Consider the following 21,133-nt stretch of genomic DNA (forward strand, 5'->3'; position numbering starts at 1 on the left):
AGGCGGCTGCCTTCCCACAGGAAACGGGTTTCCGTTCGGTTGTGGACGTTCTGTTCGCTCAGGTTGCCCAGCGGGTCATATACGTAGCGGACGATTAGGCGGTTGCTGGTGACTTTGACACCGTCGCCGCTGATGTTGTGGGCGGGATCGGAGGCAAAGCGTTCGTCTTCTTTATTGCTGTTGCGTTGATTTTTGGTACGAGTCAGGTTGCTGGCAGATTCGTATTTTCTGTTCTTAAAAGAATGTGAGTTCCGTTTTAATTTTGGAACACCAAAGCCGCAGTTAAAAATTCTGCGGCTTTGGTGTGGTATTTAGGGCTGATCTACGTCAGCCTCTTATTTTGAAATATATTATTTGAATATATCTTGAGAAATATTTTTCTGTTAACTATGATTTAGTTCCAGTAGATATAGATAATATATCTTCCTCATTGTTATCTAATGAAGATATATCAACCATTTTACTGAGTGAAATGTTGAAAAATTTTAAGCAATAAAAATTAGGTTGCTGTATTAACGCTAACCATTTTTCAATATCTTTGTTTTTAATTATAAATAATGGAAATAATTCTATTGGGAATTTAGCTATATCATTTATTCCGCCATAAAAGTAAACATAAACGTTCTCATTACCTTCTAATATTAATTTTCTGAATACTTCTTTTTTAAGAATATCAAAATCTGTTTTTTTTAACTCTACATTTTCATTATTTACAAAATTACTATTTAGTATTTTGAATGAATGAGGATATGAAATAATACTTTGAGATTCTGTAATCAAATAATTGATCATATGGTTTTCTTTTAAATTTTTTATTATATTTTTCTGTTTTAAAATAAAAATTTTATCCTTCATTTCTATCATTTGGCTATTTCCTATGTTGAATAGTTACATTATCTTTATAATATTTCCATGAAAATGTACCATTCCCATTATTTCTTCGTTGCACAAAACTACCATCCATCTTAGCTGTACCTACATGCCAGTGTGGGCGGGGATGTGTCGCATCCGCAGGATGGTGAGAAACAATTAAAGGTACTTGTGAACCATTTGGGTTTTTATACATATATTGTTCCCAATTAGGTATTATATTTTGTGCGATGGGTGGTGAGCTTATAGGTATACCAGCTTGTCTCAAGGCGGTTGTTCTTGCAACATTTTTTGTTGGTAGTTTAGTACAAGGGTCTTTTCTCTCTTCCGCACAGCGACCCACACAAGCATTGGTTATCGTTCGAGTTTGACTTTGGGTCTTGGTATTATTAGTTAATAATTATTCTTAGTAGAATAATTAGGGGTATTACGGCAAAAGCCCCATATTTTACAAAATAGAAATTAAAGTTTTTAGGAATATGATTTATAGATTGTTTACCCAGCATAATAGCCCAGAGTAATTTATTACTTTCTAGATTCTTTGTAATAAGCATTTCCCATATAGAGTTTATTTTCTGGTATTTTTTGCATATTTTGTAAGCAAAATACCAATAAGTAAAAACCCAAGATAGAGTAAGTACTAAAATTAATAATTCTGATTTATTCATTTTTAATCTTAAAACCTCATGTTGTTAAATATATAATTAGGATGCACATTCTTTGGATCTATTCCTGGCGGTAGTTGCATTCCCTTTGGCAAGTATTGTGGTTGAGCTTTAGGAAGAGGGGCTAAGAAATCAATTGTTTTTTGATATCCTATATTCGCAGTTAATCCCGCACCAGCACCAACACCCGCCTTACCAGTGCCATAGGGTTTGGCTTTTCTTTTTAAATTAGAGCCGCCACAGGCTCCTACTGAAACACCAGGTTTTACAGTTGCACATATCTCAGCATATGCCCCATCATCTTTTTTACCTACAGTTTTAGATATGCCGGCACCAGCCTCCAAGCTGGCTCCTGCTGTAAGCGCTATACTGCAGCTCACTTTTCCTTTACCCGCATATTCACAACTAGCCGCCAGGCCTAATCCTGCTGTCGCAGAGCCTTCAATATATGCTCCTGTTAAGTAATTATCAATTTTCTGAAGTACTGTTTGCCCTTCTAGACCTAATAAATCAATCCAGCCTTGCGTTGATTGGCCAAAATCATAAAGGTTATCCCCACCAGCCAACCCAATCGGATCTTGCTGCGTAAACCGCCCGCAGTGCGGATCGTAATAACGGAAGAAGTTGTAGTGTAGCCCCGTCTCTTCATCCGCATACTGGTTCTGTAACCTGAACGGCTGATGCACGTCTTCTTTCAGGTTCGTACCCTCTGCATTATTCAGTTTACCCCAACCGCTGTATTCTCCACGCCAAACGATGTTGCCTTCCGCGTCCGTCAGTTCGCGCGGAATGCCGATTTGGTCGTTGTGGTAATACAGTATCTGTCTGTCCGCTTTGCTGCCGTCCCGGTTGGCCGTCTGAACGATTTGTGCCAACGGTTCGTAGCTTCCCTGTTCGGTATAGACGTAAGTATAAGTCGCTTTATCGCTGTATTCCTGCAACAGGCGGCTGCCTTCCCATAGGAAACGGGTCTCCGTTTGGTTGTAGGCGTTCTGTTTGCTGACCCTTCTGCCCAAGGCATCGTAGCGGTAGTGCCAGTGTTCAGACGGCCTGTCTGTCTGTTCGATACGCGCTTCGGTCAGTTGGTTGTCGGCATCGTAGCGGTAATACTGGCTTTCGCCCGTTGCGTCATTGTGGCGTTCGCTCAGGTTGCCTAATTGATCATATACGTAGCGGATGCCGTTGTAGTCGGTCAGGCGGTTGCCGGTAACTTTGACACCGTCGCCGCTGATGTTGTGGGCGGGATCGAAGGCGAAGCGTTCGTCGCCGGCACGGGTAATCCTGCCCAGCGGGTCGTAGGCGTAGTCTTTATTGCCGTGGTGTTGGTCTTCGGTTTGAACCAGATTGCCGTTAGTATCGTAATGATAACGGCGTTTGATCAGGCCTTTCAGCTCGGTGGCTTTGCCGCCGGGTGCTTCGAGCTGTACCAGCTGCTCTTTCAGACGGCCTAAGGGATCTGAAATCAGGTGGGTGTGCAGTTTGCCGGCACTTCTGGATACGGGGCGGTGCAGGTCGTCGCGCTCGATATCGGTAATGGTGTCGCCGTCGAGGTTGATGTGGTGCAGGTGGCCGCTGCCGTAGTAGAGGTAGTTGAGGGTCTCGCCCTTCGGCAGGATGGTTTGGGTGCGGTTGCCGAGGATGTCGTAACGGTACTCTGTTACCAACGGAATGCCGTCTTGGCTGCGGGGCCGGATGATGCCCGGCTGTATCGGTTCGCCCAGTGTTTGGTATTGTTCTTTGACTAGCAGGCCGTCTGAATTGTAGCTGAGGCGCAAGTCGCTGTGGGAATTACAGATATTACGTTTTTAACATATAAAAATTATTAATATAAAAACTATTACTTTATGTACTTTATGAGACAATTTATAAGAAATATTAGTTTAAATAAAACTACCAGAAAATCAGTGAGCAGTAACTATAATAGAATAGATGTTATCACATTGTAAAAAATATATTTACATAACAATTTTTAAAATGATACTTATTGCTTGTTATTTATGTAGAAATATCTAATAGCAACAAATAAAAAACAAAATTCTGTATAAAATAACATACTCATCAATGGAATAAAGCAAAGAATTGCATCATATAAACTTTCATCTGTTCCTCTATTTAAAATGGCTTTTATTCCAAAAAAAATTGTTAAGAAGTAGGGAATAAAACATATAATTTTTGACTTCGTCAATATCATTGGTAAACTATCATTAGACCAAAGCAAGTACCTTTGATTTTCACGAGAAATTAAACTAGATTTTTTTAAATTTTTTATTTCTTCATCACTGATATTTAACATTACATACCACAATGAAATCAAGGAAACAATTAGAAAAGATATGGCAACAATTTCCCATAAAAATGGGAAATTTATAGTCATTAATAACAAAAATGGGCTTACCAATGTCAAAGTTACTCTCATTCCAACATTATAAAAAACTGATTCAAATAGCTTCGAATAAAATATCCCTTTCTTTTTTAAAATAAAGTTTGAAATTAACCATATTAAAAATAAAATTCCCCATACAATAAAAAAGAAAATAAATACTTGGCTTACCATTATCGGAATTCCCCAACCTAGGTAAGAAGCAAAAATAATGCATAAATGGTAAATGCTAGCTATCCCCAAGGCAATAATTTGATGCCTAAAATCAATAGATTGATTAAAATTAATATTCTTAATCATAATTTGATTATCCATATATCTTCTGCTTTAATCCATCTGATACTATTGAAATCAATAGTCCGACAGCCATAACTGCAGCAGTACCAATTAACAACACCAAGCCAATAGGAAGTGTTGCTCCAGACAAAGCTATTAATACTGCACTTAATGCAGCACTGCCCGCAATAAATCCCACCCCAGCAGCAACCGAGCTGATTCCTACTCTTCCAATCAACTCCATAACATCTCTACTGCCTTTCTCATCTAGCATAACTTTATTATAATCTCCAATAATATCAATAGCTAATGCAACACCTGCAACTCCTCTAGTTGTTCCTCTAGCAACATTTTTTAACACATTGTTCTTAAATGAAAGCCAAACTCTATTTATTTTTTTTCCAATGTATATACCTCCAGTTAACGGTTTTAATTGGTTTTTATCAAATCCTGCATAAGTAAAGCCAAATGGGGGATTATACCCTTTAAATACAATAGTCCAGAATCCTCGTATTCGTTTTACCTGTACCTTTCGATTTAATATATTTCTCATTTCAAGGTTGTCCTGCAGATAACCGACACCACTAAAAATAGCAGCATACTTTGGCTCACTATAAGCTGCTATTGCTTTGATAAGATCGTTAAAATCTTGTTGGCTAATTATTCCTCTTAGCTCATGTGCACTACACTCTCGTTCAAGGCTTTTAGGATTCATCCATTCAACATTTGAAGCTGGCTTGAAAATCATGACTACCGCTAACTCATTAATTTTACTAAAACCCTTTGAAGCCGAGTTAAAAGTATTCTGAACATCTTGAGGTTGATAAGGTTTAAATAAAGTCTTCTCTTTAAATTGAGGGAGGTTTCTCAACCATTGTTGTGAACTATAATTATGCACTTGCACAAATGAATCAATATTTATTTGATCTTTACGCCCATCAAAACCGATATAAAGCGGCTCAATCCAAATAGCAGGCTTACTATTATAGCGATTAGCATCCATCAAGCTTGGGGTATACCTACCAATTACTTTACCGCCAGCTTTTACCACAAACGTTCCTTTAAAGTACCTGCTAATATGAACACGATAAGTTTCTCCTGAAGTTATAAAAAATTTTCCGGAAATGAGCTTTTTTGTCTTCAAATCAAAAACACCATAATCTCTAACATTTACAGAACTACTTACTTTTTCAACTTCAACACTAATTTTACGGGAGCCATTAATACTGAAATTAAAAACTACTTCCCTAACGGTAGCTAAAATAACTTGATAGTCATTATTTGTAGAAATATTATTCACAGGCTGCCCTGGAATATAAATAACTCTAGTTTCTTTTTGTTGGGGTATTGAACTTCTCTTAACAGCTTTTTCAGTTTCTTCTCTTTTAACTCTTGCTCTTTGTTCTCCGCCACTCATTTTTTATCCTCTCTTTTAGGTTGCGTTGCTTTAAATATTTCAAAAGATATATTTTCTAATTTTCCTTTACCTTCAGTATCCAACGATATTGTTAAAGTTTTTCCTTGTTTTGCAGTAAAGCTAATAGGTTCTCCCTCAGGTACATTTCCGTAAACATCAATATATTCAATATTAATGTCACCTTTTATTTCTTCTTGATTAAAAATCTGATGCAAACTACTCGGCCCCATCACCTGAAACCCCGCACACTTCACCCACACCATCTTCGGACAGCCCAACTCGATATTGCCGTCTTTAATCTTGATGTACGCCCCGCCGCTGGTGAGCAGGATTTCGTCTTTTGCCGCCACGGTCACTTTGCCCGCGCTGCTGGTGATGGTGGCGTCTTTGAGGGCATTAATCTGCATCTCGTCGTTCTGCGCCTGTATCTCCACCTTGCCCTGATTGGCCTGCAGTTTCGCGCCGCTGCTTTGGGCAAACAGGTTGACGCTCTCTACCGCATGGGCGGTGAAGTTTTGGCCGGCGCTGATGTCGGTGTCGCCGCCGCTAATGTGGTGGATGTGTTGGCCGGCGGTGTGCAGTTGGCTTTGCGGGGTGGCGGTAGCGATGCCGTCGGGGGCGGATTGGATGATGCCCGCGCGTTGCAGTTTTTTGAGGCTGTCTTTCAGACGGCCTGCCTGTTCTTCGGCCTCGGTGGCTTCGTTTTTGGCGGTGTGGGCGGCTTTGTTGAGGCTTTTGGCTAAGGAGATTGCCTGTTCTAGTTGGGCGATGGCGGCATCCATATCCAACACCTGACCCGCAGCCTGATTTTGGGCATCGGCACTGATAAACAAACCTTTGCCCGCCCGCAATGCACCCCAACTGTCGGTACGCAGCTCGAATCCTTCGCCGTTGTCACCGCGTTTTTGTCTTTGGCTGTCGACGATATGACCGAGGTTGAGTTGGCTCTTGCCGTATTCGGTCGCCAGTTTGATGTGTTCCTGACCCTGTTTGTCTTCCATCCGCAGCTTATTATTCGCCCAAGTGCGGATGACGTTACGGGTGTTCCAGTCGGCAGGCACGTGGTCGGGGTGGGAGCTGTCGTGCATTACCCCGCTGATGTAGGGTCTGTCGGGATTACCCTGCACGAACGACAGCATCACTTCGGTGCCTTCGTGCAGCGGGAAGTGTTGGCCGTAGTCGGGCCGGCATAGGGTTTGGCTAAGCGGATGGGACGGCTTTCCCCGCCCGGGCTCCACTCGTCGAGGTCGAACGGCAGTTTGACGCGGTAACGGCCCATATTGTCGATATAGGCATAGGTGTAGTTGCCGGGGCTGGTGATTCTGGCGGGAAGGCTGCCCTGAATCTTGGGCAACGGGGTGATGCGTTCGGGGCGGAAGATGCTGTCGGCGGGAATGGCGGTAAAAGTATGGCTGTACGCTTGGTCGCGGCTGCCGCTGTGGGTAAGCGACACTACCAACCAGCCGTTGGGTGCTTCGCTGAAGCTTGGGGCCGTCTGAAACACTTGGCCGGGGCTAAGCGCGGTGATGTTGCCGCTGCCGGAAGCAACAATACGGCGGCTGTGGTCGAGCTGTTGCAGTAAGGCCGTCTGAAGTTGGGCTTCTTCGGGTGTCTTGTGATGCAAACCCCAATGGCTGTCACTGCCGAGTAAGACGCTGCCGTCGGTCTCCGTACCCTTGGCCGTTACTGTGGACGATAAGTCGGTATCGGCATCGCGGTAGTTGTAGTCGCCGACGCGGATGGATTCGAGAATGGGATTGTGTTTTACCTGTAAGGCGAACACCGCTTCCTTGCCGACGCTCTCCAATCTGCCGTGGGGGCGGTAGGGATACGGCAGACGGTTGTCACGAAAATAATGGGCGGCATCGTCGCCGAATACCGCCACCTCGCCATATTGGGCGTTCTGCTCGAAGGCGTACCAGATGCCTTCTTCTTCACACAGCCGGTTGATAAAGGCGAAGTCGCTTTCCTGATACTGGGTCACATACTCGCGCACACCGTATTCGCGGGAAGTGTTAAAGCGGAAATCGACGCCGGAGAAGCCGTGGTGTTTCAGCAGCGATGAAATAATGTCGGGAACGTTTTGGTTTTGAAACAGCCGTGAAGTGCGGTGGTGCTTCAATGCGGCAATGCGCGGTTCCAATACCATGCGGTAACGGGTTTCGTCGGCCGATACCGACAGCTTCTCGCAGGAAGTGATGATGCCGCTCCATTCCTTCAACGCTTGGGGCGCGATCATTCCTTCGATCAGTCCCAACGCATCAGAGCTTACCGGCGTCACCGTAAACTTGGCCGCTTGGTTGATGTACGACGACAGCGGCAAATCGGCATCGGCGCAGGTCAGTTCGATGTCGAGACGGTAGGCTGTATTCAATGCTTCGGTGGCGGTGAAGGAGACGACGGAGAGGGACGGGCTGAAGCGGGAGAAGGTGAGGTGGTAGGATTGGGTTTGGGTCATCGCGGGCGTTCCAAAGCGGTGTGTCAGAGTATCGGGATTCAAGATATATTCTTTGGCAATATAGCAGAATGGCTATCTTTGCCCAATATGGGTATGACAAAAGGCCGTCTGAAATTTCAGACGGCTCTTAAAATGAAATTATCCATACAATGAGTTCCTGACTTGGCTGCAGCTACGCAAAAAAAAACGGCAAATGAATTCATTACACCAACCAGTGCACAAAAAATAGACTTTCAGTGCGATAAGCCTGGCAGAATCACTAAGGTTTAAACACAGCCGCTACACCGGCATAACCAAAGTGCCGGGCGTCCGAACTTTCCTAAACGAAGATGGTTTTACCGAAGTGACAAACGTATTAACGAGTGATTAACGAGTGAAGATTTATATATATGAAAAAAGCCGGTGATTGATCACCGGCTTTATGAGGTACACAATATGGTACATAAAACAGATATAACCCGAAATTCATTATATTAATCATCAGGCTATGATAAGAGTTGGCGGAGTGGACGGGGCTCGAACCCGCGACCCCCGGCGTGACAGGCCGGTATTCTAACCAACTGAACTACCACTCCGCACAAGAAACTTGGTGGGTGATGACGGAGTCGAACCGCCGACATTCTGCTTGTAAGGCAGACGCTCTACCAACTGAGCTAATCACCCGTAGCGCTTATCGCGAAAACGTGATTAAAACAAATTTTCACTCAATACGCAAGCATTAATTACGCTGACGATTCATCATTTTCAATAAGAATCTGAAATATAAATATAATTAGTTTTATGACTAAAACGCATATTAAAACCAATGCCCAAGCTTTTGAGCTTTAGTGTTTAAATAATGCTCGTTCTCAGCATTTTCGCCCACCTGCAAGGGCACTCTTTCCACTATTTTGATGCCTGCATCGCTTAATACCTGCACTTTCTCAGGATTATTGGTCAGCAAAGCTACCTCTTTGACGCCTAGATGTTCGAAAATATGCTTAGCCAAAGTAAAGTCCCGCGCATCTACCGGTAGGCCTAAAGCAACATTGGCTTCAACCGTATCCAAGCCCTGATCTTGCAATTGATAGGCTCGGATTTTGTTAATTAAGCCAATTCCGCGTCCTTCTTGGCGCAGATAAACAATCGCACCTCGCCCGGCTTTTTGAATCGCCTGCATCGCCGCTTGAAGCTGCGGCCCGCAATCACATTTTTGCGAAAACAACGCATCTCCGGTCAGACATTCAGAATGGATTCGCGCCAATACCGGCTCTCCGTCTGCGATATTCCCCATCGTTAGCGCAACATGTTCCTGTCCGCTTTCCACTTCTTCAAAACCATGCAAGGTAAACACGCCCCACTCTGTGGGTAAACGGCAAGAAGCAACAAACTTAATCGGTTTAGTCATCATTATTTTCCGATAATTCAACTTTTAATAATTCACTCAGCGGCTGCGACAACGCCAGCGACAACGCCACCCATTCTGCTTGCGCTTCCTCATTTAATGCTTCTTTGTCCTGATATTCGACATGAACCACGCCTAATACGGCGCCGCTATCGGTGCAGACAGGCAAAGAAATTTGGCTGCGGCTACGACTGTGATGCTCGCCTTGCAACTCGCCCAGCTCCAACCATGAATCCACATCATCTACCAGATTCAGCCATCCCGTTTGCGCCGTACGCACCGGCAAATAAAAGCGGCTATGTTCTTCATCGACGGTCATTTTCTGCTCAACACGTTCGCCTTGTTGCGCCAATCGCAGCAAGCACAGATGATTGTTTTCAGACGGCCTCAACGCATAAACGGTTGCGTTTGCTGCTTTATCCGTTCTACTGAACACGGAATCCAAAGCCATAAAAACCTGCTTCAACAAAGCTTCGTTGTCGTCATCCTGCTCAAAATAATCCGATAAAACCACTTCATCATCTGCATACCACAATACCGAACGGTCTATCGAAGCATGGCCTACATTCATCACAGCCTGAACAGCAAGATACGACATGTGCACCATATCTTTCGGCAAACGTAATCCCTGCGTCTGTAAATAATCCTGAATTTTTAATACAGGCATAGTTTTTCCTTTTGATTCACTGCATTTCATTAGACTAAAGGCCGTCTGAAAACGCACAGGCGGCTACTTACTTGGCGTAAATTAAGCCGATTATAGCTTTTTTCAAGCAGGAATTTGGTTGCATCTTGCCATGTTTCCAGTATAATCACGTGTTCATTTAGTGCGGAAGTGGCGAAATTGGTAGACGCACTGGATTTAGGTTCCAGCGCCGCAAGGTGTGAGAGTTCGAGTCTCTCCTTCCGCACCAAACTCAAAAAACAACAGCCTTTACGGGCTGTTGTTTTACGTCTACACCCATCTACCCCAATACACAAAAACCTAATCCTAGCAAGGCTTTCAGGCTGATAAAGAGCTGTTTCAGACGGCCTTTGTCATCTACACCAATCTACACCCGTATTATTGAATCAACAGAAAATTCACGGTACTTTTATCGGTATCTAAAAATACTGTAAAAAAAGTACCGTAAAAATGCCGTTAAACGACCGCCAAATAAAAAACGCCAAACCCGCCGAAAAGCCCTATAAGCTGACAGACGGGCGCGGCTTGTATCTGTTGGTAAAACCAAACAGCGGGAAGTATTGGCGGCTTGATTATTCAATAGACCGAAAAAGAAAAACGCTTGCAATCGGCGTTTACCCCGTTATCGGCTTAGCAGAGGCACGGGAAGCCGCCGAAAATGCCCGCCGCCTGATTGCAACAGGGCAAGACCCCAGTCAAGCCAAGCAACAGACCAAACAAGAGCGGCAAGCCGCCCTACTGAATACCTTTGCAGCGGTAACGAAGCAATGGCACACCAAGAATCTGCCCCGCTGGAAAGAGAAACACGCCGCCCGTATCATGCAGTATTTTGAATCGGACGTTTTCCCGCATATCGGCAACCGCCCGATTAAAGAACTGCGGGTAAGCGATATTAAGGCCGTAATCGAGCATATCGCCGCGCGGGGCGCATTGGAAACGGCGGAAAAAATCAGGCAATGGATAGGCAGCGTTTTCAACCATGCCGCCTTGCTGGAACTGACAGACGGCAACCCAGCCGCCCCGCTTGTCGGCTATTTACCGAAAAAAGAAGCGGCACACATGCCCGCCCTGCCCCGTGAAGAACTGACGGAGTTTTACCGCCGTTTAATATTAGCCGATACACACCAGCAAAACCGTATATGTGTGATGCTGATTATGCTTTGCTTCGCCCGCAATACCGAAATACGCGGCGGCAAATGGCAGGAAATCGACTTTGATAAGAAAATATGGACGATACCGGCAGAGCGCATGAAACGGCCCCGACCGCACGTTATCCCACTGGCAGACTGGCCGCTTGAGCTACTGAAAGAGCTACACGCCATCACGGGGCATAGCCCGTTTCTATTCCCCAGCCGAACCGCCATAGACGGCCATATCAGCGAAAACACGGCGGGCAAAATCATCAACAACATGGGCTATAAAGGCATTGCTACACCGCACGGATTCCGAAGCCTTGCCAGCAGCCTGTTAAACGAACAGGGATATAATCCCGATGCAATCGAACGGCAGTTAGCCCATATCGACGACAACAAAATCAGAGCCGCCTATAACCGCACGGACTATATGGCCGAACGGGTAGAGATGATGCAATGGTATTCAGCTTATTTACGCGCCCGCTATGATGAAGCGCGGGGATTGATTCAAGGCGGTTAAAGGCCGCCTGAAAGGATACAAAATGCTACGGCTTGTTTTTGGGTTGCTTTGGCATTTTTTTATCGGCGGAATGTCGGTGTTTTTTACTTTGTTGCTGTTACTGATTGCAGCGGGGGAATGGGGCATTTGGGTATTGATTCCGCCGTTGGTACTACTGGTATTTTATTTATTGCCGGTAAAGCCACCTCGTGATGGATAAGAGGTTAGGCCGTCTGAAAAGTTTATAACCACACCTAGCCTGCGATTAGCTACCAACGGCAAAAACAAGGCTATTCCCTACCTGCTTGCTGGTGTGGTTTCCTGATTTATTTGGTGGGGAAGGTAGGGATTATGAAGAATGACAACACACCGCAATTTGGTTTAGTGGACTTAGCGGTGGCGCATGGTAAATTTCCGCGTTTGGATATTGAAGAATGGCAAAAACAGATGTTGGCGGCTTCTTCCGAAAGGTTGCGTGAACGTATTGAGCAGCTTTCTTTAGTGAATTTAACAAAGAAATTCTGCGAACAGGCCGAACAAAATTCTGCGGCAAAAATAATTCAAAAACTCCGTGAACAGGCTGAACAATACCCGCAAAAATCGTTGCAATCCTTGATTGAACGCCTGCGCCCGCCCCGTATTGATATGTATTTTTAATCAACAAAAAACATAAATACATCTGATGTCATAGATATATCTGCTAATAAAACTACTGTTTCTAAAGCGGTTGGCGGTGTAAGTGTTCCAGTAGGCAAAAGTGAGCCGCCTATCGAATTGATTAGGGCTGATGACTATGAAGCATTGGCAGCCGCTTTAGCACGGCTTAATGGCCTTAAATCCGCCGAATCAGATTAACGGTATAAACCTTATAAATTAAGGGCTTAAGGTACTTTCCGGTGTTTGATTCATGCGGGTAATTCGCACCGCGTTTTTTGTGAAGTGTAGCGGGTGTATAGCTTCCTTACTGGCTTTTGTTGAATGGGCAGGGGGTGTTAAAAGTTCGGGCGGCTTATATTCCTAGACCGCCCGCCCTCCCATTCACAGAATTTTTTTTCGTGGAGAGCTGTTAAAGGTATTCTTTAACAGACTGATTAACATTAACTTTTTGATATTTTGTTGCGTGGTTTCGAGCGGTTTCAGACGGCCTGAAAAATGCGGCCGTCCCTTGCCCCATGACAGCGGTTAAGGTTGCCATACAGCCCGCCTTGTTTTAGAATGGTACTAAATATTAGTGCCATTTTGTTTTTATGAAAAAGAAACACCAAAGAACGCTTGCTTTAATATTCAGCCGCCCCGTATCCGGCAGCATTAAATGGGCGGATATTGAAGCCCTGTTTGTTGAATTGGGCGCGGAAATACAAGAAAGAGAAGGCAGCCGTGTGGCCGTAATCCTTTTCGGGCAAGTGAAAGTGTTTCATAGGCCGCATCCAAGCCCTGATACGGATAAAGGCGCGGTTGCGAGCGTGCGTAAATGGTTGGAAGAAAACGGAGTAAAGCCATGAACAATGTAATGGAAATCAACGGCCATAAAGCCATTATTCAATACGACCCTGAAACCGAGTTGCTGCGCGGCGAGTTTGTCGGCCTTAACGGCGGGGCGGATTTTTACGCCGATAACGTGGCAGACTTGCACAAAGAAGGGGTGGCCAGTTTGGCGGTTTTTCTCGATGTGTGCAAAGAAAAAGGCATTGAGCCGTATAAACAGTATTCAGGCCGCTTTAATGTGCGGGTAAGCCCTGAAACCCATGCAGCGGCGGCAGCGGCGGCAGCGGCGCAAAATATCAGCCTGAATGAATGGGTAAACCGTGCAATCAGCCAATCCGCCCATGCCTGAAAAATGATTTTGTGCCCGCTTGCCTCCAGCCAAAAAGGTAAAAAATACCCTAAAACCGCTTTGACTTTTGCAAAAACACGGTACTTTTTACGGTATTTTTGGATTTTATGTTTTAAAATATTAAAAATATCATAACGTTATCATAAAAGTTTGCGTCTCTCCTCAAGCTTTTCAGACGGCCTTTATCATCTATTCCGATTTACCTTAAAATGCCCTAAATACCTAAAAAATTAAGTACTTAAAGCTCATTGATAAAATTCAAAAGTTATCAGATAGCGGCAACTTAACCCCAAGCTCGACAGCAAACAGAAAACCCTATCGCAACATCAATCATGATTGAAGATGAGAAAGGCTATGAGGCCGTCTGAAAACATCCCCACCAGCCCTATTGCCGGTATTTTTTATTTTAATTAGCTACTTTTATACAAACATTGTTCGATTATACATATTGTGTATAATTACGTATAACGTCATCTAATCAGATACAAACAGCCATGAAAGACCCCTTGTTTTTCCACCGCAGGGAATATGCCCGCAAGCTCATCAACAGTCTGAAAGACGGCATTACCCATGCTTTTACCTTGTTTGCACCGCGCCGCATGGGTAAGACGCAGTTTCTATTGCAAGACGTATTACCGTTGGCCGAGGAAAACGGCCTTAACGTGTTTTACTTTTCATTTATGGATAGCACCAACCCCAGCGCTGATTTTCAGACGGCCTTATATCAATTCGCGCAAAGTATCCAAACGGGAAACAAAGCCAAAACTTTTTTAAGCAGCATCAGCAAAATCGAAATCATGAGCGTGGGCTTGGAGCGCGAAATAAACAAAGCCGAAATCCCCCGCTTATCCGACCTGCTTACCCTGATTGCCGCAGACAACCGCCCTACCCTTTTATTGCTGGACGAAATTCAAGAGCTGGCGCGCCTGCCTGATACTGACGGCCTAATCAGGTCATTCCGAACAGGACTTGATGTCAATCAAAACAAAATCAAGGCCATCTTCACAGGCAGCAGCACCAACGGCTTGCGCGCCATGTTTAACGACAACAAAGCCCCGTTTTTCCATTTTGCCCATGCTTTGGATTTTCCTTTGCTGGGAAAAGATTTTACGGATTTTTTAGCAAACGTTTACCAAGACAGAACGGGAAATTCTATCGACAAAACAGAGCTATACAGCTTGTTCGAACGCTTGCACCACACCCCGATGTATATGCGTGCCATCATTCAAGACATGATATTGAGCCCGTCCGCAAGCTTGGAGGCAGCAGCAGCAAGTAGAATTGAAGAGCTGGGAGCGAGCCACAACGAAGTGAATCAATGGCAACAGATGAAACCGCTGGAACGGGCCATTATCCGCGACATTGCCACAAACCCCGATGCAAGTCCGTATAGCAGCGAAAGCCGCAAAAGATACGCTGCGATGCTGGGCGTTGAGTCCATCAGCAGCAGTAGCACGCAAGGTGCAATTAGGCGTATGGAAAGGCACGATTGGATAAGTCGGGACACCAGCGGCAAATTAATCATCAACAGCCCCATATTCAAAATTTGGGTTATTGAAAACATCAAGTGAGGCCGTCTGAAAAGTTTAGTTTATATGGCAAATGAACTGCTTAGGGCTAAAATCCCAATAACGCTATACCCTACTACTTCAAGCCCACACAAATCAAAGTCAATAAAATAGATAGAGACTGCAAATAAAACCTTTCACTCCCTTCCTTGCCGGTTCATCAAATAAAGAGGCCGTCTGAAAATTCAGACGGCCTCTTTATTGGTAACAGCGGCTGCATGACACTCTATTGTGAATTATGGCAGTAGCAACCCGACTATGTGCAAAAAACTCAAGCATACACTTATAGCAAAAGCAGTTAACTTATGATTTATCGCGTCTTACCAACTACAACCCCAGCTCGCTCCACATCGCATCCACTTTCGCCACGGTGGCTTTGTCGCGCTCAATCACGCGCCCCCATTCGCGGTCGGTTTCGCCCGGCCATTTGTTGGTGGCATCCAAACCCATTTTGCCGCCCAAGCCTGAAACGGGGCTGGCAAAGTCGAGGTAGTCGATCGGCGTGTTTTCCACCAACACCGTATCTCGCACGGGGTCCATGCGGGTGGTAATCGCCCAAATCACTTCTTTCCAGTCGCGGCAGTCCACATCGTCGTCCACCACCACAATGAATTTGGTGTACATAAACTGGCGCAGAAAACTCCAGCAGCCCATCATCACCCGCTTGGCGTGCCCCGCGTATTGCTTTTTGATGCTGACCACGGCCATGCGGTACGAACAGCCTTCGGGCGGCAGATAGAAATCGACGATTTCGGGAAACTGCTTTTGCAACAGCGGCACGAACACTTCGTTCAAGGCCACACCCAGCACGGCAGGTTCGTCGGGCGGTTTGCCGGTATAAGTGCTGTGGTAAATAGGATTTTCGCGCATGGTAATGCGTTCCACCGTAAACACGGGGAACCAATCCTGCTCGTTGTAATAGCCGGTGTGGTCGCCGTAAGGCCCTTCCAGCGCGGTTTCATCAGGGTGTATAACGCCTTCGAGCACGATTTCGGCACGCGCGGGCACTTGCAAATCGCTGCCGATACATTTCACCAATTCGGTACGCGAACCGCGCAGCAAACCGGCAAACTGGTATTCGCTCAAGGTATCCGGCACCGGCGTTACCGCACCCAAAATAGTAGCCGGATCACAGCCCAACACCACCGCCACGGGATACGGCACGCCGGGGTGGGCTTTTTTATGCGCCTGAAAATCCAACGCGCCGCCGCGGTGTGCCAACCAACGCATAATCAGCTTGTTTTTGCCGATAAGCTGCTGGCGGTAAATGCCCAAATTCTGGCGTTTTTTATGCGGGCCGCGGGTAACGGTAAGCCCCCATGTTACCAGCGGCGCAATGTCTTCCGGCCAACAATGCTGAATCGGCAGTTTGCTTAAATCGACATCGTCGCCTTCAATCACGATTTCTTGGCACGGCGCTTTTTTCACCACATTCGGTGCCATGCTCCAAATGTCTTTCAGCAGCGGCAGTTTGGAAAACGCGTCTTTAATGCCTTTGGGCGGCTCCGGTTCTTTCAGATAGGCCAGCGTTTTGCCGATTTCGCGCAGCTTGTCCACACTATCCGCCCCCATGCCCATCGCCACCCGCTCGGGCGTGCCGAACAGATTGGCCAGCACGGGAAAATCGTAACGCGAACCGTCTTGCCGCACCGGATTTTCAAACAACAAAGCCGGCCCGTCGGCACGCAACACGCGGTCGGAAATTTCGGTCATTTCCAAATGGGGAGAAACCGGCAAACCGATGCGCTTGAGTTTGTTTTTCTGCTCAAGTTTTTGAATAAAATCACGCAGATCGTTGTATTTCATATTGTCTTTCAAGGCCGTCTGAAAACGGTTGGGGATATCGATTTATTTCGATAGGTATTTGGAAAAATCTTTTAAAGGTAAATATCGTTTTTACTGACTGTTAAGCAACACACGCGCCAAAAGAAATTCCCATATCTGGAATGCGCGATTATAACAAACCCTTTCAACAATCACGGCTTCTTTAAAGTCTTCTTAAACCCCACCACCCATTCAGACGGCCTTGCCCAAGTAGTAAATTATGCTACAATAGCGGTCTTTCCTAACCCGGGTCTGTAGCTCAGGGGTTAGAGCAGGGGACTCATAATCCCTTGGTCGTGGGTTCGAACCCCACCGGACCCACCAAATAAATGAACAAAATAGGCCGCAAGCGATTGTTTGCGGCCTATTTTGTTTTTAATTTTACTGCTCAAGGTATTCAAGTACCTGCCAAAGGCATTCAAACATCTTCACATTTTAAGGTGTATCAACTTAATAATCTTCCGGCAAAGAAAAATCTTCTTCCGCCTCAATTGCGTAATCTTCATTTGCCCAAGCACCCAAATCAATCAACTTACAACGTTCACTACAAAAAGGACGGAATTTATTTTCATCCGTCCATTCTGTAGGCGTTTGGCAAGTGGGGCAAGGCACCACCAATTTTCTATCGTTCATGCTTTAACCTACCAATATCGGATCAAAACTACACATGATTAATTTAAACGGCACATCAGACACCAATTGCTTTCCACGGGCATGCTCCTGAGACGCCTCCAAAAAGCGTATATGCGTGATGTATTTATTCGCAGAAACCTCCGGCAAGGCTTGATGATGAATATCCACTTCAATAGTGAGCATATGGATATTTTGCGGCAAGCTGTTGCTTTGATAATTACCTTGCTGTGCAACACACTCTGCGGATTGGGTATTTGAGCGTAGGATATTCAACAACACGGTTATCGCCTCGCGGGTAGGAAGCAAGGTGCCAATCCATTTTCTCAAATCGTTCAAGCGATGTTCATAAGGCAACTGCTGCCAAAAATAATAAGAGGACAAATCAAACGGGCTGGTGCCTCCCGGTACAAGCATGCGCTGTTTGATGGCCATCAACCAATCGTTTTCACGCAAATGCTGGCCGAATTTTTGCTGAACGCCCTGAAGGTTATCTGAAACTTCTTGCAAACGTTCCCGTGTCACTACTTGATGTTCTCCCTGAAAACGGTTGTCTGACCATATCTGCTTCTGCCGCTCCAACTCTTGGAGAATATCTAATTTCACTTCGGCACGCCCGGCACATTCCATGATTTCAAACAAGGAAAATAAGGCCAGATGATGCGCCCACGGGCTGTCGTCTTGACGCTCGCTTTCCGAGTGAAAACGTTTGAATAGATATTCAATGCGTAAAAAACTGCGTAATCGCTCGGAAAGCGGATGTTCGAAACGGATCATAGCGTGACTCTGGATAAGTATGAAAAACGGGCTTGATAAAACCGATGCAGGCAGCGAACTTTACAAGCTAATTCTTGGATTGTACCTTCATTTGACAAAACATCGTCAGCGGCAAGCAGGCGTTCTTGCCGGGTAGCTTGAGTTGCCATGATACGTTTGATTTCAGCCGGGTCAAGGCCGCTTCGTTGCTGCACACGTTTGATTTGGCATTCTTCGGTAACATCAACAACCAAAATGCGGTTCGCCAATACTGAAAAAATAGGTTTTTCAATCAACAACGGGATGTCGATAATGCCGTAAATCGAATGTTGATGATGGCGCTGCTGATCATGAATCTCTTCCAAAATAAGCGGATGCATCAATGATTCAAGTTGTGATTTGGCCTCAGGCCGTCTGAAAACCAAATCACGCAAAATATCACGTTTCAGACGGCCTTCATGATCAAAAAGTGCCGCGCCAAATACACGCCGGATTTCCGGCAAAGCCCTGCCATTGTCTCCGGTTATCTTTCTGCTGATTTCATCAGCATCAATAACCGGAACGCCCAAATGGAGAAATTCGGCAGCGGCCTGTGATTTGCCGCTGCCGATTCCTCCGGTTAAACCTACCCAAAATGCCATAGTCTAAAACCCTGAAGCAGTTAACCACCACGATGTTAATGATATCACCTGCTCGTTGGCAATGAATATAATCCATCCGGCGATTGCCAAGCTGGGGCCAAATGCAAACTCCTGCCCTTTGGCGATCCGCATAATCAGCGCCACTATAATGCCGATTAAAGCGGCCATGAATACCAATATAGGCAACACACCTACTCCCAACCATGCACCAAGGGCCGCCAATAATTTGAAGTCCCCGCCTCCCATACCGATCTTGCCGGTTAAGATTTTATAAATATAACACAGCAGCCATAAACTCATATAACCGCAAACCGCTCCCCAAACTGCGGAAGTCAGCGGCACAAACGAACCGTCTATATTAAAAATCAACCCGAGCCATATCAGAGGCAAAGTCAATTGATCCGGCAGATATTGGGTGTCTGCATCAATAAAAGCCAGTGCTACCAGCATAGCCGTAAAGATCAAACCACCGAAGGTAATCCAACTCCAACCATATTTCCAAGCAACCGCTGCAAACAATACACCCGTTAACAGTTCAACTAAAGGATAGCGTTTGCTAATCGGTGTTTTGCAAGACCCACATTTCCCTCCCAGCAGCAGATAGCTGATGATGGGGATGTTTTGCCACGGTTTAACAGGGGCATGGCACTTAGGGCATCTGGAATCAGGTTTGATTAAATTGAACGAAGCAGATTCTTCAGCTGAGATGTCCAAATTCAAATGGTCTTTGGCAAACAGCGTCCAATTTCGTTCCATCATTACAGGAACACGGTAAATAACAACATTCAAAAAGCTGCCTACCAACAGACCAAACAACAACGAAAGCGGCACCGCAAAAGGTGCCAGCTCTTGAAATATAGCCCACATCATCAGCCTACCACGTTACCCAAGTTGAACAACGGCAGATACATGGCGACCAAGATAATGCCGATGATGGAACCCAGCACAACCATAATAATCGGCTCCATCAATGATGAAAGCTGCGCTACGGCATTATCCACTTCGTCTTCATAAAACTCTGCGGCCTTATTCAACATATCATCCAACGAACCTGATTCTTCACCGATAGCGGCCATTTGCAACACCATATTGGGGAACATATCTGTGCCCTGCATGCTGGATGTCAATGACAAACCTTGGGTAACTTTGGCTCGAATATCATGGGTAGCTTCTTCATAAAGGATATTGCCCGCCGCGCCTGATACGGAATCCAACACTTCCACTAAAGGCACACCGGCTGCAAACAGAGTAGAAGTTGTACGTGCCCAACGTGCGATGGTCGCTTTTCTGACAATCGAACCGAAAATAGGCAATCTGAGCATCATGGCATCAACACGTTTTTGCAACACTGGTGATTTTTTGTACCACTGGTAAACACCAAAACACAGTGCTACCGTTCCGATCACAATAACCCACGCATATTTAACAAAGAAGTCGGAAATACTCATCACAATTTGAGTCAACCCCGGCAGCTCTGCACCCATGCTGCTGTACACTTCACCAAAAGCCGGCAGTACGAACACCATCATAATGAAAACCAATACAACGGCAACGACAACGATCGCAATCGGATAAGTCAGCGCACTTTTAACCTTTTTCTTAATTGCTTGGGTTTTTTCTTTATAAACAGCCAATTTGTCGAGCAGGCTTTCCAACACACCGCCGGTTTCGCCCGCTGCAATCAGGTTGCAGTAGAAACGGTCGAAATATTTGGGATGTTTGGCAAACGCTTTACCTAGCGCACTGCCCTGCTCCACATCGGCGCGCACTTGCATCAGCATTTGCGTCATCGACGGATTTGAGTGGCCTTTGGCCACGATTTCAAATGCCTGCATCAAAGGCAAACCGGCTTTCATCATGGTTGCCAGTTGGCGGGTGAATACTGTGATGTCTTCCTGAGTAATTCTTTTCTTGCGTACGGCTTTAACTTTGCTGACACGAAGCGGTTTGATACCGCGGCGTTGAAGCTTTTTACGGGCCTCTTCCTCGTTTTTGGCAACCACTTCCCCCCGAACCATTTGTTCGGTGTCAATATTTCTGCCTTCAAAGTTAAAACGTATACCTTTTTCTTTTTTAGTGTTTCTATTTCCTATTCTGGAACTGCTCATTTTGA

Annotated in this window: 21 protein-coding genes, 4 tRNA genes and 1 pseudogene; 9 read left to right on the plus strand and 17 right to left on the minus strand. The window is 45.5% G+C overall.

Translation table 11 applies throughout. The features are described 5' to 3' along the window. Positions 1-228: 228 nt before the first annotated feature. Positions 229-315: pseudogene (locus LVJ85_RS10465) on the plus strand (IS1595 family transposase); the annotation flags it as partial. Between the two features lie 72 nt (positions 316-387). Here LVJ85_RS10465 and LVJ85_RS10470 read toward each other — a convergent pair. The 10 genes from LVJ85_RS10470 to LVJ85_RS10515 form a co-directional block, all read right to left on the minus strand. Beyond that, on the minus strand, positions 388-864 hold the full coding sequence (locus tag LVJ85_RS10470) for a hypothetical protein (RefSeq protein ID WP_244739771.1): 477 nt from the start codon (positions 862-864) through the stop codon (positions 388-390). Positions 865-1,546: 682 nt separating this feature from the next. Beyond that, positions 1,547-3,310, minus strand: a complete 1,764-nt coding sequence (locus LVJ85_RS10475; protein ID WP_244739772.1) for an RHS repeat-associated core domain-containing protein — start codon at positions 3,308-3,310, stop codon at positions 1,547-1,549. 206 nt (positions 3,311-3,516) lie between these two features. Beyond that, the gene (locus tag LVJ85_RS10480) at positions 3,517-4,230 is read right to left on the minus strand and encodes a hypothetical protein (protein ID WP_244739773.1); all 714 of its coding nucleotides are present in this window, start codon (positions 4,228-4,230) and stop codon (positions 3,517-3,519) included. After that, positions 4,223-5,608 carry a hypothetical protein gene (locus LVJ85_RS10485; protein WP_244739774.1) on the minus strand — a complete coding sequence of 462 codons (1,386 nt, stop codon included), beginning with the start codon at positions 5,606-5,608 and terminating at the stop codon, positions 4,223-4,225. Before LVJ85_RS10485 ends, LVJ85_RS10480 begins: the two co-directional genes overlap by 8 nt. Continuing rightward, on the minus strand, positions 5,605-6,747 hold the full coding sequence (locus LVJ85_RS10490) for a type VI secretion system Vgr family protein (RefSeq protein ID WP_244739776.1): 1,143 nt from the start codon (positions 6,745-6,747) through the stop codon (positions 5,605-5,607). Before LVJ85_RS10490 ends, LVJ85_RS10485 begins: the two co-directional genes overlap by 4 nt. Beyond that, entirely contained in the window at positions 6,747-8,108 is a 1,362-nt protein-coding gene (locus LVJ85_RS10495; protein ID WP_244739778.1) for a type VI secretion system Vgr family protein, read from the minus strand. Before LVJ85_RS10495 ends, LVJ85_RS10490 begins: the two co-directional genes overlap by 1 nt. Before the next feature lie 456 nt (positions 8,109-8,564). Next, positions 8,565-8,641 (minus strand) — tRNA-Asp (locus LVJ85_RS10500). 12 nt (positions 8,642-8,653) lie between these two features. Further along, positions 8,654-8,729, minus strand: a tRNA-Val gene (locus LVJ85_RS10505). A gap of 133 nt (positions 8,730-8,862) precedes the next feature. Beyond that, complete coding sequence (ribA, locus tag LVJ85_RS10510) at positions 8,863-9,453, minus strand: GTP cyclohydrolase II (protein ID WP_244743183.1); 591 nt, start codon at positions 9,451-9,453, stop codon at positions 8,863-8,865. Beyond that, complete coding sequence (locus LVJ85_RS10515; RefSeq protein WP_244739780.1) at positions 9,446-10,117, minus strand: hypothetical protein; 672 nt, start codon at positions 10,115-10,117, stop codon at positions 9,446-9,448. Before LVJ85_RS10515 ends, ribA begins: the two co-directional genes overlap by 8 nt. A 162-nt stretch (positions 10,118-10,279) precedes the next feature. Here LVJ85_RS10515 and LVJ85_RS10520 point away from each other — a divergent pair. From LVJ85_RS10520 to LVJ85_RS10535, 4 genes are all read left to right on the plus strand, one after another. Continuing rightward, positions 10,280-10,364: transfer RNA gene (locus LVJ85_RS10520), tRNA-Leu, on the plus strand. Positions 10,365-10,585: 221 nt separating this feature from the next. Beyond that, on the plus strand, positions 10,586-11,788 hold the full coding sequence (locus tag LVJ85_RS10525; RefSeq protein ID WP_244739781.1) for an integrase arm-type DNA-binding domain-containing protein: 1,203 nt from the start codon (positions 10,586-10,588) through the stop codon (positions 11,786-11,788). A gap of 22 nt (positions 11,789-11,810) precedes the next feature. After that, entirely contained in the window at positions 11,811-11,987 is a 177-nt protein-coding gene (locus LVJ85_RS10530) for a hypothetical protein (RefSeq protein WP_244739782.1), read from the plus strand. Positions 11,988-12,118: 131 nt separating this feature from the next. Continuing rightward, the gene (locus LVJ85_RS10535; RefSeq protein WP_244739783.1) at positions 12,119-12,424 is read left to right on the plus strand and encodes a hypothetical protein; all 306 of its coding nucleotides are present in this window, start codon (positions 12,119-12,121) and stop codon (positions 12,422-12,424) included. A gap of 409 nt (positions 12,425-12,833) precedes the next feature. Here LVJ85_RS10535 and LVJ85_RS13365 read toward each other — a convergent pair whose 3' ends face one another. Then, entirely contained in the window at positions 12,834-12,962 is a 129-nt protein-coding gene (locus tag LVJ85_RS13365; RefSeq protein ID WP_255733767.1) for a hypothetical protein, read from the minus strand. 52 nt (positions 12,963-13,014) lie between these two features. On the opposite strand from LVJ85_RS13365, the gene LVJ85_RS10540 reads away from it, so the two are divergent. From LVJ85_RS10540 to LVJ85_RS10550, 3 genes are all read left to right on the plus strand, one after another. Then, a complete protein-coding gene (locus LVJ85_RS10540) occupies positions 13,015-13,269 on the plus strand; it encodes a type II toxin-antitoxin system HicA family toxin (RefSeq protein WP_244739784.1) in 255 nt (84 codons plus the stop codon). After that, positions 13,266-13,601 carry a type II toxin-antitoxin system HicB family antitoxin gene (locus LVJ85_RS10545; protein WP_244739785.1) on the plus strand — a complete coding sequence of 112 codons (336 nt, stop codon included), beginning with the start codon at positions 13,266-13,268 and terminating at the stop codon, positions 13,599-13,601. Before LVJ85_RS10540 ends, LVJ85_RS10545 begins: the two co-directional genes overlap by 4 nt. 494 nt (positions 13,602-14,095) lie before the next feature. Further along, the gene (locus LVJ85_RS10550; protein ID WP_244739786.1) at positions 14,096-15,172 is read left to right on the plus strand and encodes an ATP-binding protein; all 1,077 of its coding nucleotides are present in this window, start codon (positions 14,096-14,098) and stop codon (positions 15,170-15,172) included. A 324-nt stretch (positions 15,173-15,496) separates the two neighbouring features. Here the strand turns inward: LVJ85_RS10550 and ubiD are convergent, their stop codons facing one another. Then, a complete protein-coding gene (gene ubiD / locus LVJ85_RS10555) occupies positions 15,497-16,975 on the minus strand; it encodes a 4-hydroxy-3-polyprenylbenzoate decarboxylase (protein WP_244739787.1) in 1,479 nt (492 codons plus the stop codon). 266 nt (positions 16,976-17,241) lie between these two features. On the opposite strand from ubiD, the gene LVJ85_RS10560 reads away from it, so the two are divergent. After that, positions 17,242-17,317 (plus strand) — tRNA-Ile (locus LVJ85_RS10560). Between the two features lie 126 nt (positions 17,318-17,443). On the opposite strand, the gene yacG is transcribed toward LVJ85_RS10560, so the two are convergent. The 5 genes from yacG to LVJ85_RS10585 are packed head-to-tail and all read right to left on the minus strand — an operon-like array spanning position 17,444 to position 21,128. Beyond that, complete coding sequence (yacG, locus tag LVJ85_RS10565) at positions 17,444-17,626, minus strand: DNA gyrase inhibitor YacG (RefSeq protein WP_085364438.1); 183 nt, start codon at positions 17,624-17,626, stop codon at positions 17,444-17,446. Positions 17,627-17,629: 3 nt separating this feature from the next. Continuing rightward, the gene (gene zapD, locus LVJ85_RS10570) at positions 17,630-18,400 is read right to left on the minus strand and encodes a cell division protein ZapD (RefSeq protein WP_244739788.1); all 771 of its coding nucleotides are present in this window, start codon (positions 18,398-18,400) and stop codon (positions 17,630-17,632) included. Then, the gene (coaE, locus tag LVJ85_RS10575) at positions 18,397-19,020 is read right to left on the minus strand and encodes a dephospho-CoA kinase (RefSeq protein WP_244739789.1); all 624 of its coding nucleotides are present in this window, start codon (positions 19,018-19,020) and stop codon (positions 18,397-18,399) included. Before coaE ends, zapD begins: the two co-directional genes overlap by 4 nt. Before the next feature lie 3 nt (positions 19,021-19,023). Next, positions 19,024-19,890, minus strand: a complete 867-nt coding sequence (locus LVJ85_RS10580; protein ID WP_370686917.1) for an A24 family peptidase — start codon at positions 19,888-19,890, stop codon at positions 19,024-19,026. Then, positions 19,890-21,128, minus strand: a complete 1,239-nt coding sequence (locus LVJ85_RS10585; protein ID WP_244739790.1) for a type II secretion system F family protein — start codon at positions 21,126-21,128, stop codon at positions 19,890-19,892. Before LVJ85_RS10585 ends, LVJ85_RS10580 begins: the two co-directional genes overlap by 1 nt. Positions 21,129-21,133 lie beyond the last annotated feature (5 nt).

The organism is Neisseria sp. Dent CA1/247 (assembly GCF_022870825.1).
Taxonomy (GTDB): domain Bacteria; phylum Pseudomonadota; class Gammaproteobacteria; order Burkholderiales; family Neisseriaceae; genus Neisseria; species Neisseria zoodegmatis.

Bases quoted from the DNA above. Each gene is read 5' to 3' on its own strand.
- LVJ85_RS10550 (WP_244739786.1), top strand. From the start codon at position 14,096: ATGAAAGACCCCTTGTTTTTCCACCGCAGGGAATATGCCCGCAAGCTC.
- LVJ85_RS10485 (WP_244739774.1), bottom strand. From the start codon at position 5,608: ATGAGTGGCGGAGAACAAAGAGCAAGAGTTAAAAGAGAAGAAACTGAA.
- ubiD (WP_244739787.1), bottom strand. From the start codon at position 16,975: ATGAAATACAACGATCTGCGTGATTTTATTCAAAAACTTGAGCAGAAA.
- LVJ85_RS10515 (WP_244739780.1), bottom strand. From the start codon at position 10,117: ATGCCTGTATTAAAAATTCAGGATTATTTACAGACGCAGGGATTACGT.
- LVJ85_RS10545 (WP_244739785.1), top strand. From the start codon at position 13,266: ATGAACAATGTAATGGAAATCAACGGCCATAAAGCCATTATTCAATAC.
- LVJ85_RS10525 (WP_244739781.1), top strand. From the start codon at position 10,586: ATGCCGTTAAACGACCGCCAAATAAAAAACGCCAAACCCGCCGAAAAG.
- coaE (WP_244739789.1), bottom strand. From the start codon at position 19,020: ATGGCATTTTGGGTAGGTTTAACCGGAGGAATCGGCAGCGGCAAATCA.
- LVJ85_RS10535 (WP_244739783.1), top strand. From the start codon at position 12,119: ATGAAGAATGACAACACACCGCAATTTGGTTTAGTGGACTTAGCGGTG.
- LVJ85_RS10530 (WP_244739782.1), top strand. From the start codon at position 11,811: ATGCTACGGCTTGTTTTTGGGTTGCTTTGGCATTTTTTTATCGGCGGA.
- zapD (WP_244739788.1), bottom strand. From the start codon at position 18,400: ATGATCCGTTTCGAACATCCGCTTTCCGAGCGATTACGCAGTTTTTTA.
- LVJ85_RS10540 (WP_244739784.1), top strand. From the start codon at position 13,015: ATGAAAAAGAAACACCAAAGAACGCTTGCTTTAATATTCAGCCGCCCC.
- LVJ85_RS10470 (WP_244739771.1), bottom strand. From the start codon at position 864: ATGATAGAAATGAAGGATAAAATTTTTATTTTAAAACAGAAAAATATA.
- LVJ85_RS10490 (WP_244739776.1), bottom strand. From the start codon at position 6,747: ATGCTGTCGTTCGTGCAGGGTAATCCCGACAGACCCTACATCAGCGGG.
- LVJ85_RS10480 (WP_244739773.1), bottom strand. From the start codon at position 4,230: ATGGATAATCAAATTATGATTAAGAATATTAATTTTAATCAATCTATT.
- yacG (WP_085364438.1), bottom strand. From the start codon at position 17,626: ATGAACGATAGAAAATTGGTGGTGCCTTGCCCCACTTGCCAAACGCCT.
- LVJ85_RS13365 (WP_255733767.1), bottom strand. From the start codon at position 12,962: ATGGCAACCTTAACCGCTGTCATGGGGCAAGGGACGGCCGCATTTTTC.
- LVJ85_RS10580 (WP_370686917.1), bottom strand. From the start codon at position 19,890: ATGATGTGGGCTATATTTCAAGAGCTGGCACCTTTTGCGGTGCCGCTT.
- LVJ85_RS10585 (WP_244739790.1), bottom strand. From the start codon at position 21,128: ATGAGCAGTTCCAGAATAGGAAATAGAAACACTAAAAAAGAAAAAGGT.
- ribA (WP_244743183.1), bottom strand. From the start codon at position 9,453: ATGACTAAACCGATTAAGTTTGTTGCTTCTTGCCGTTTACCCACAGAG.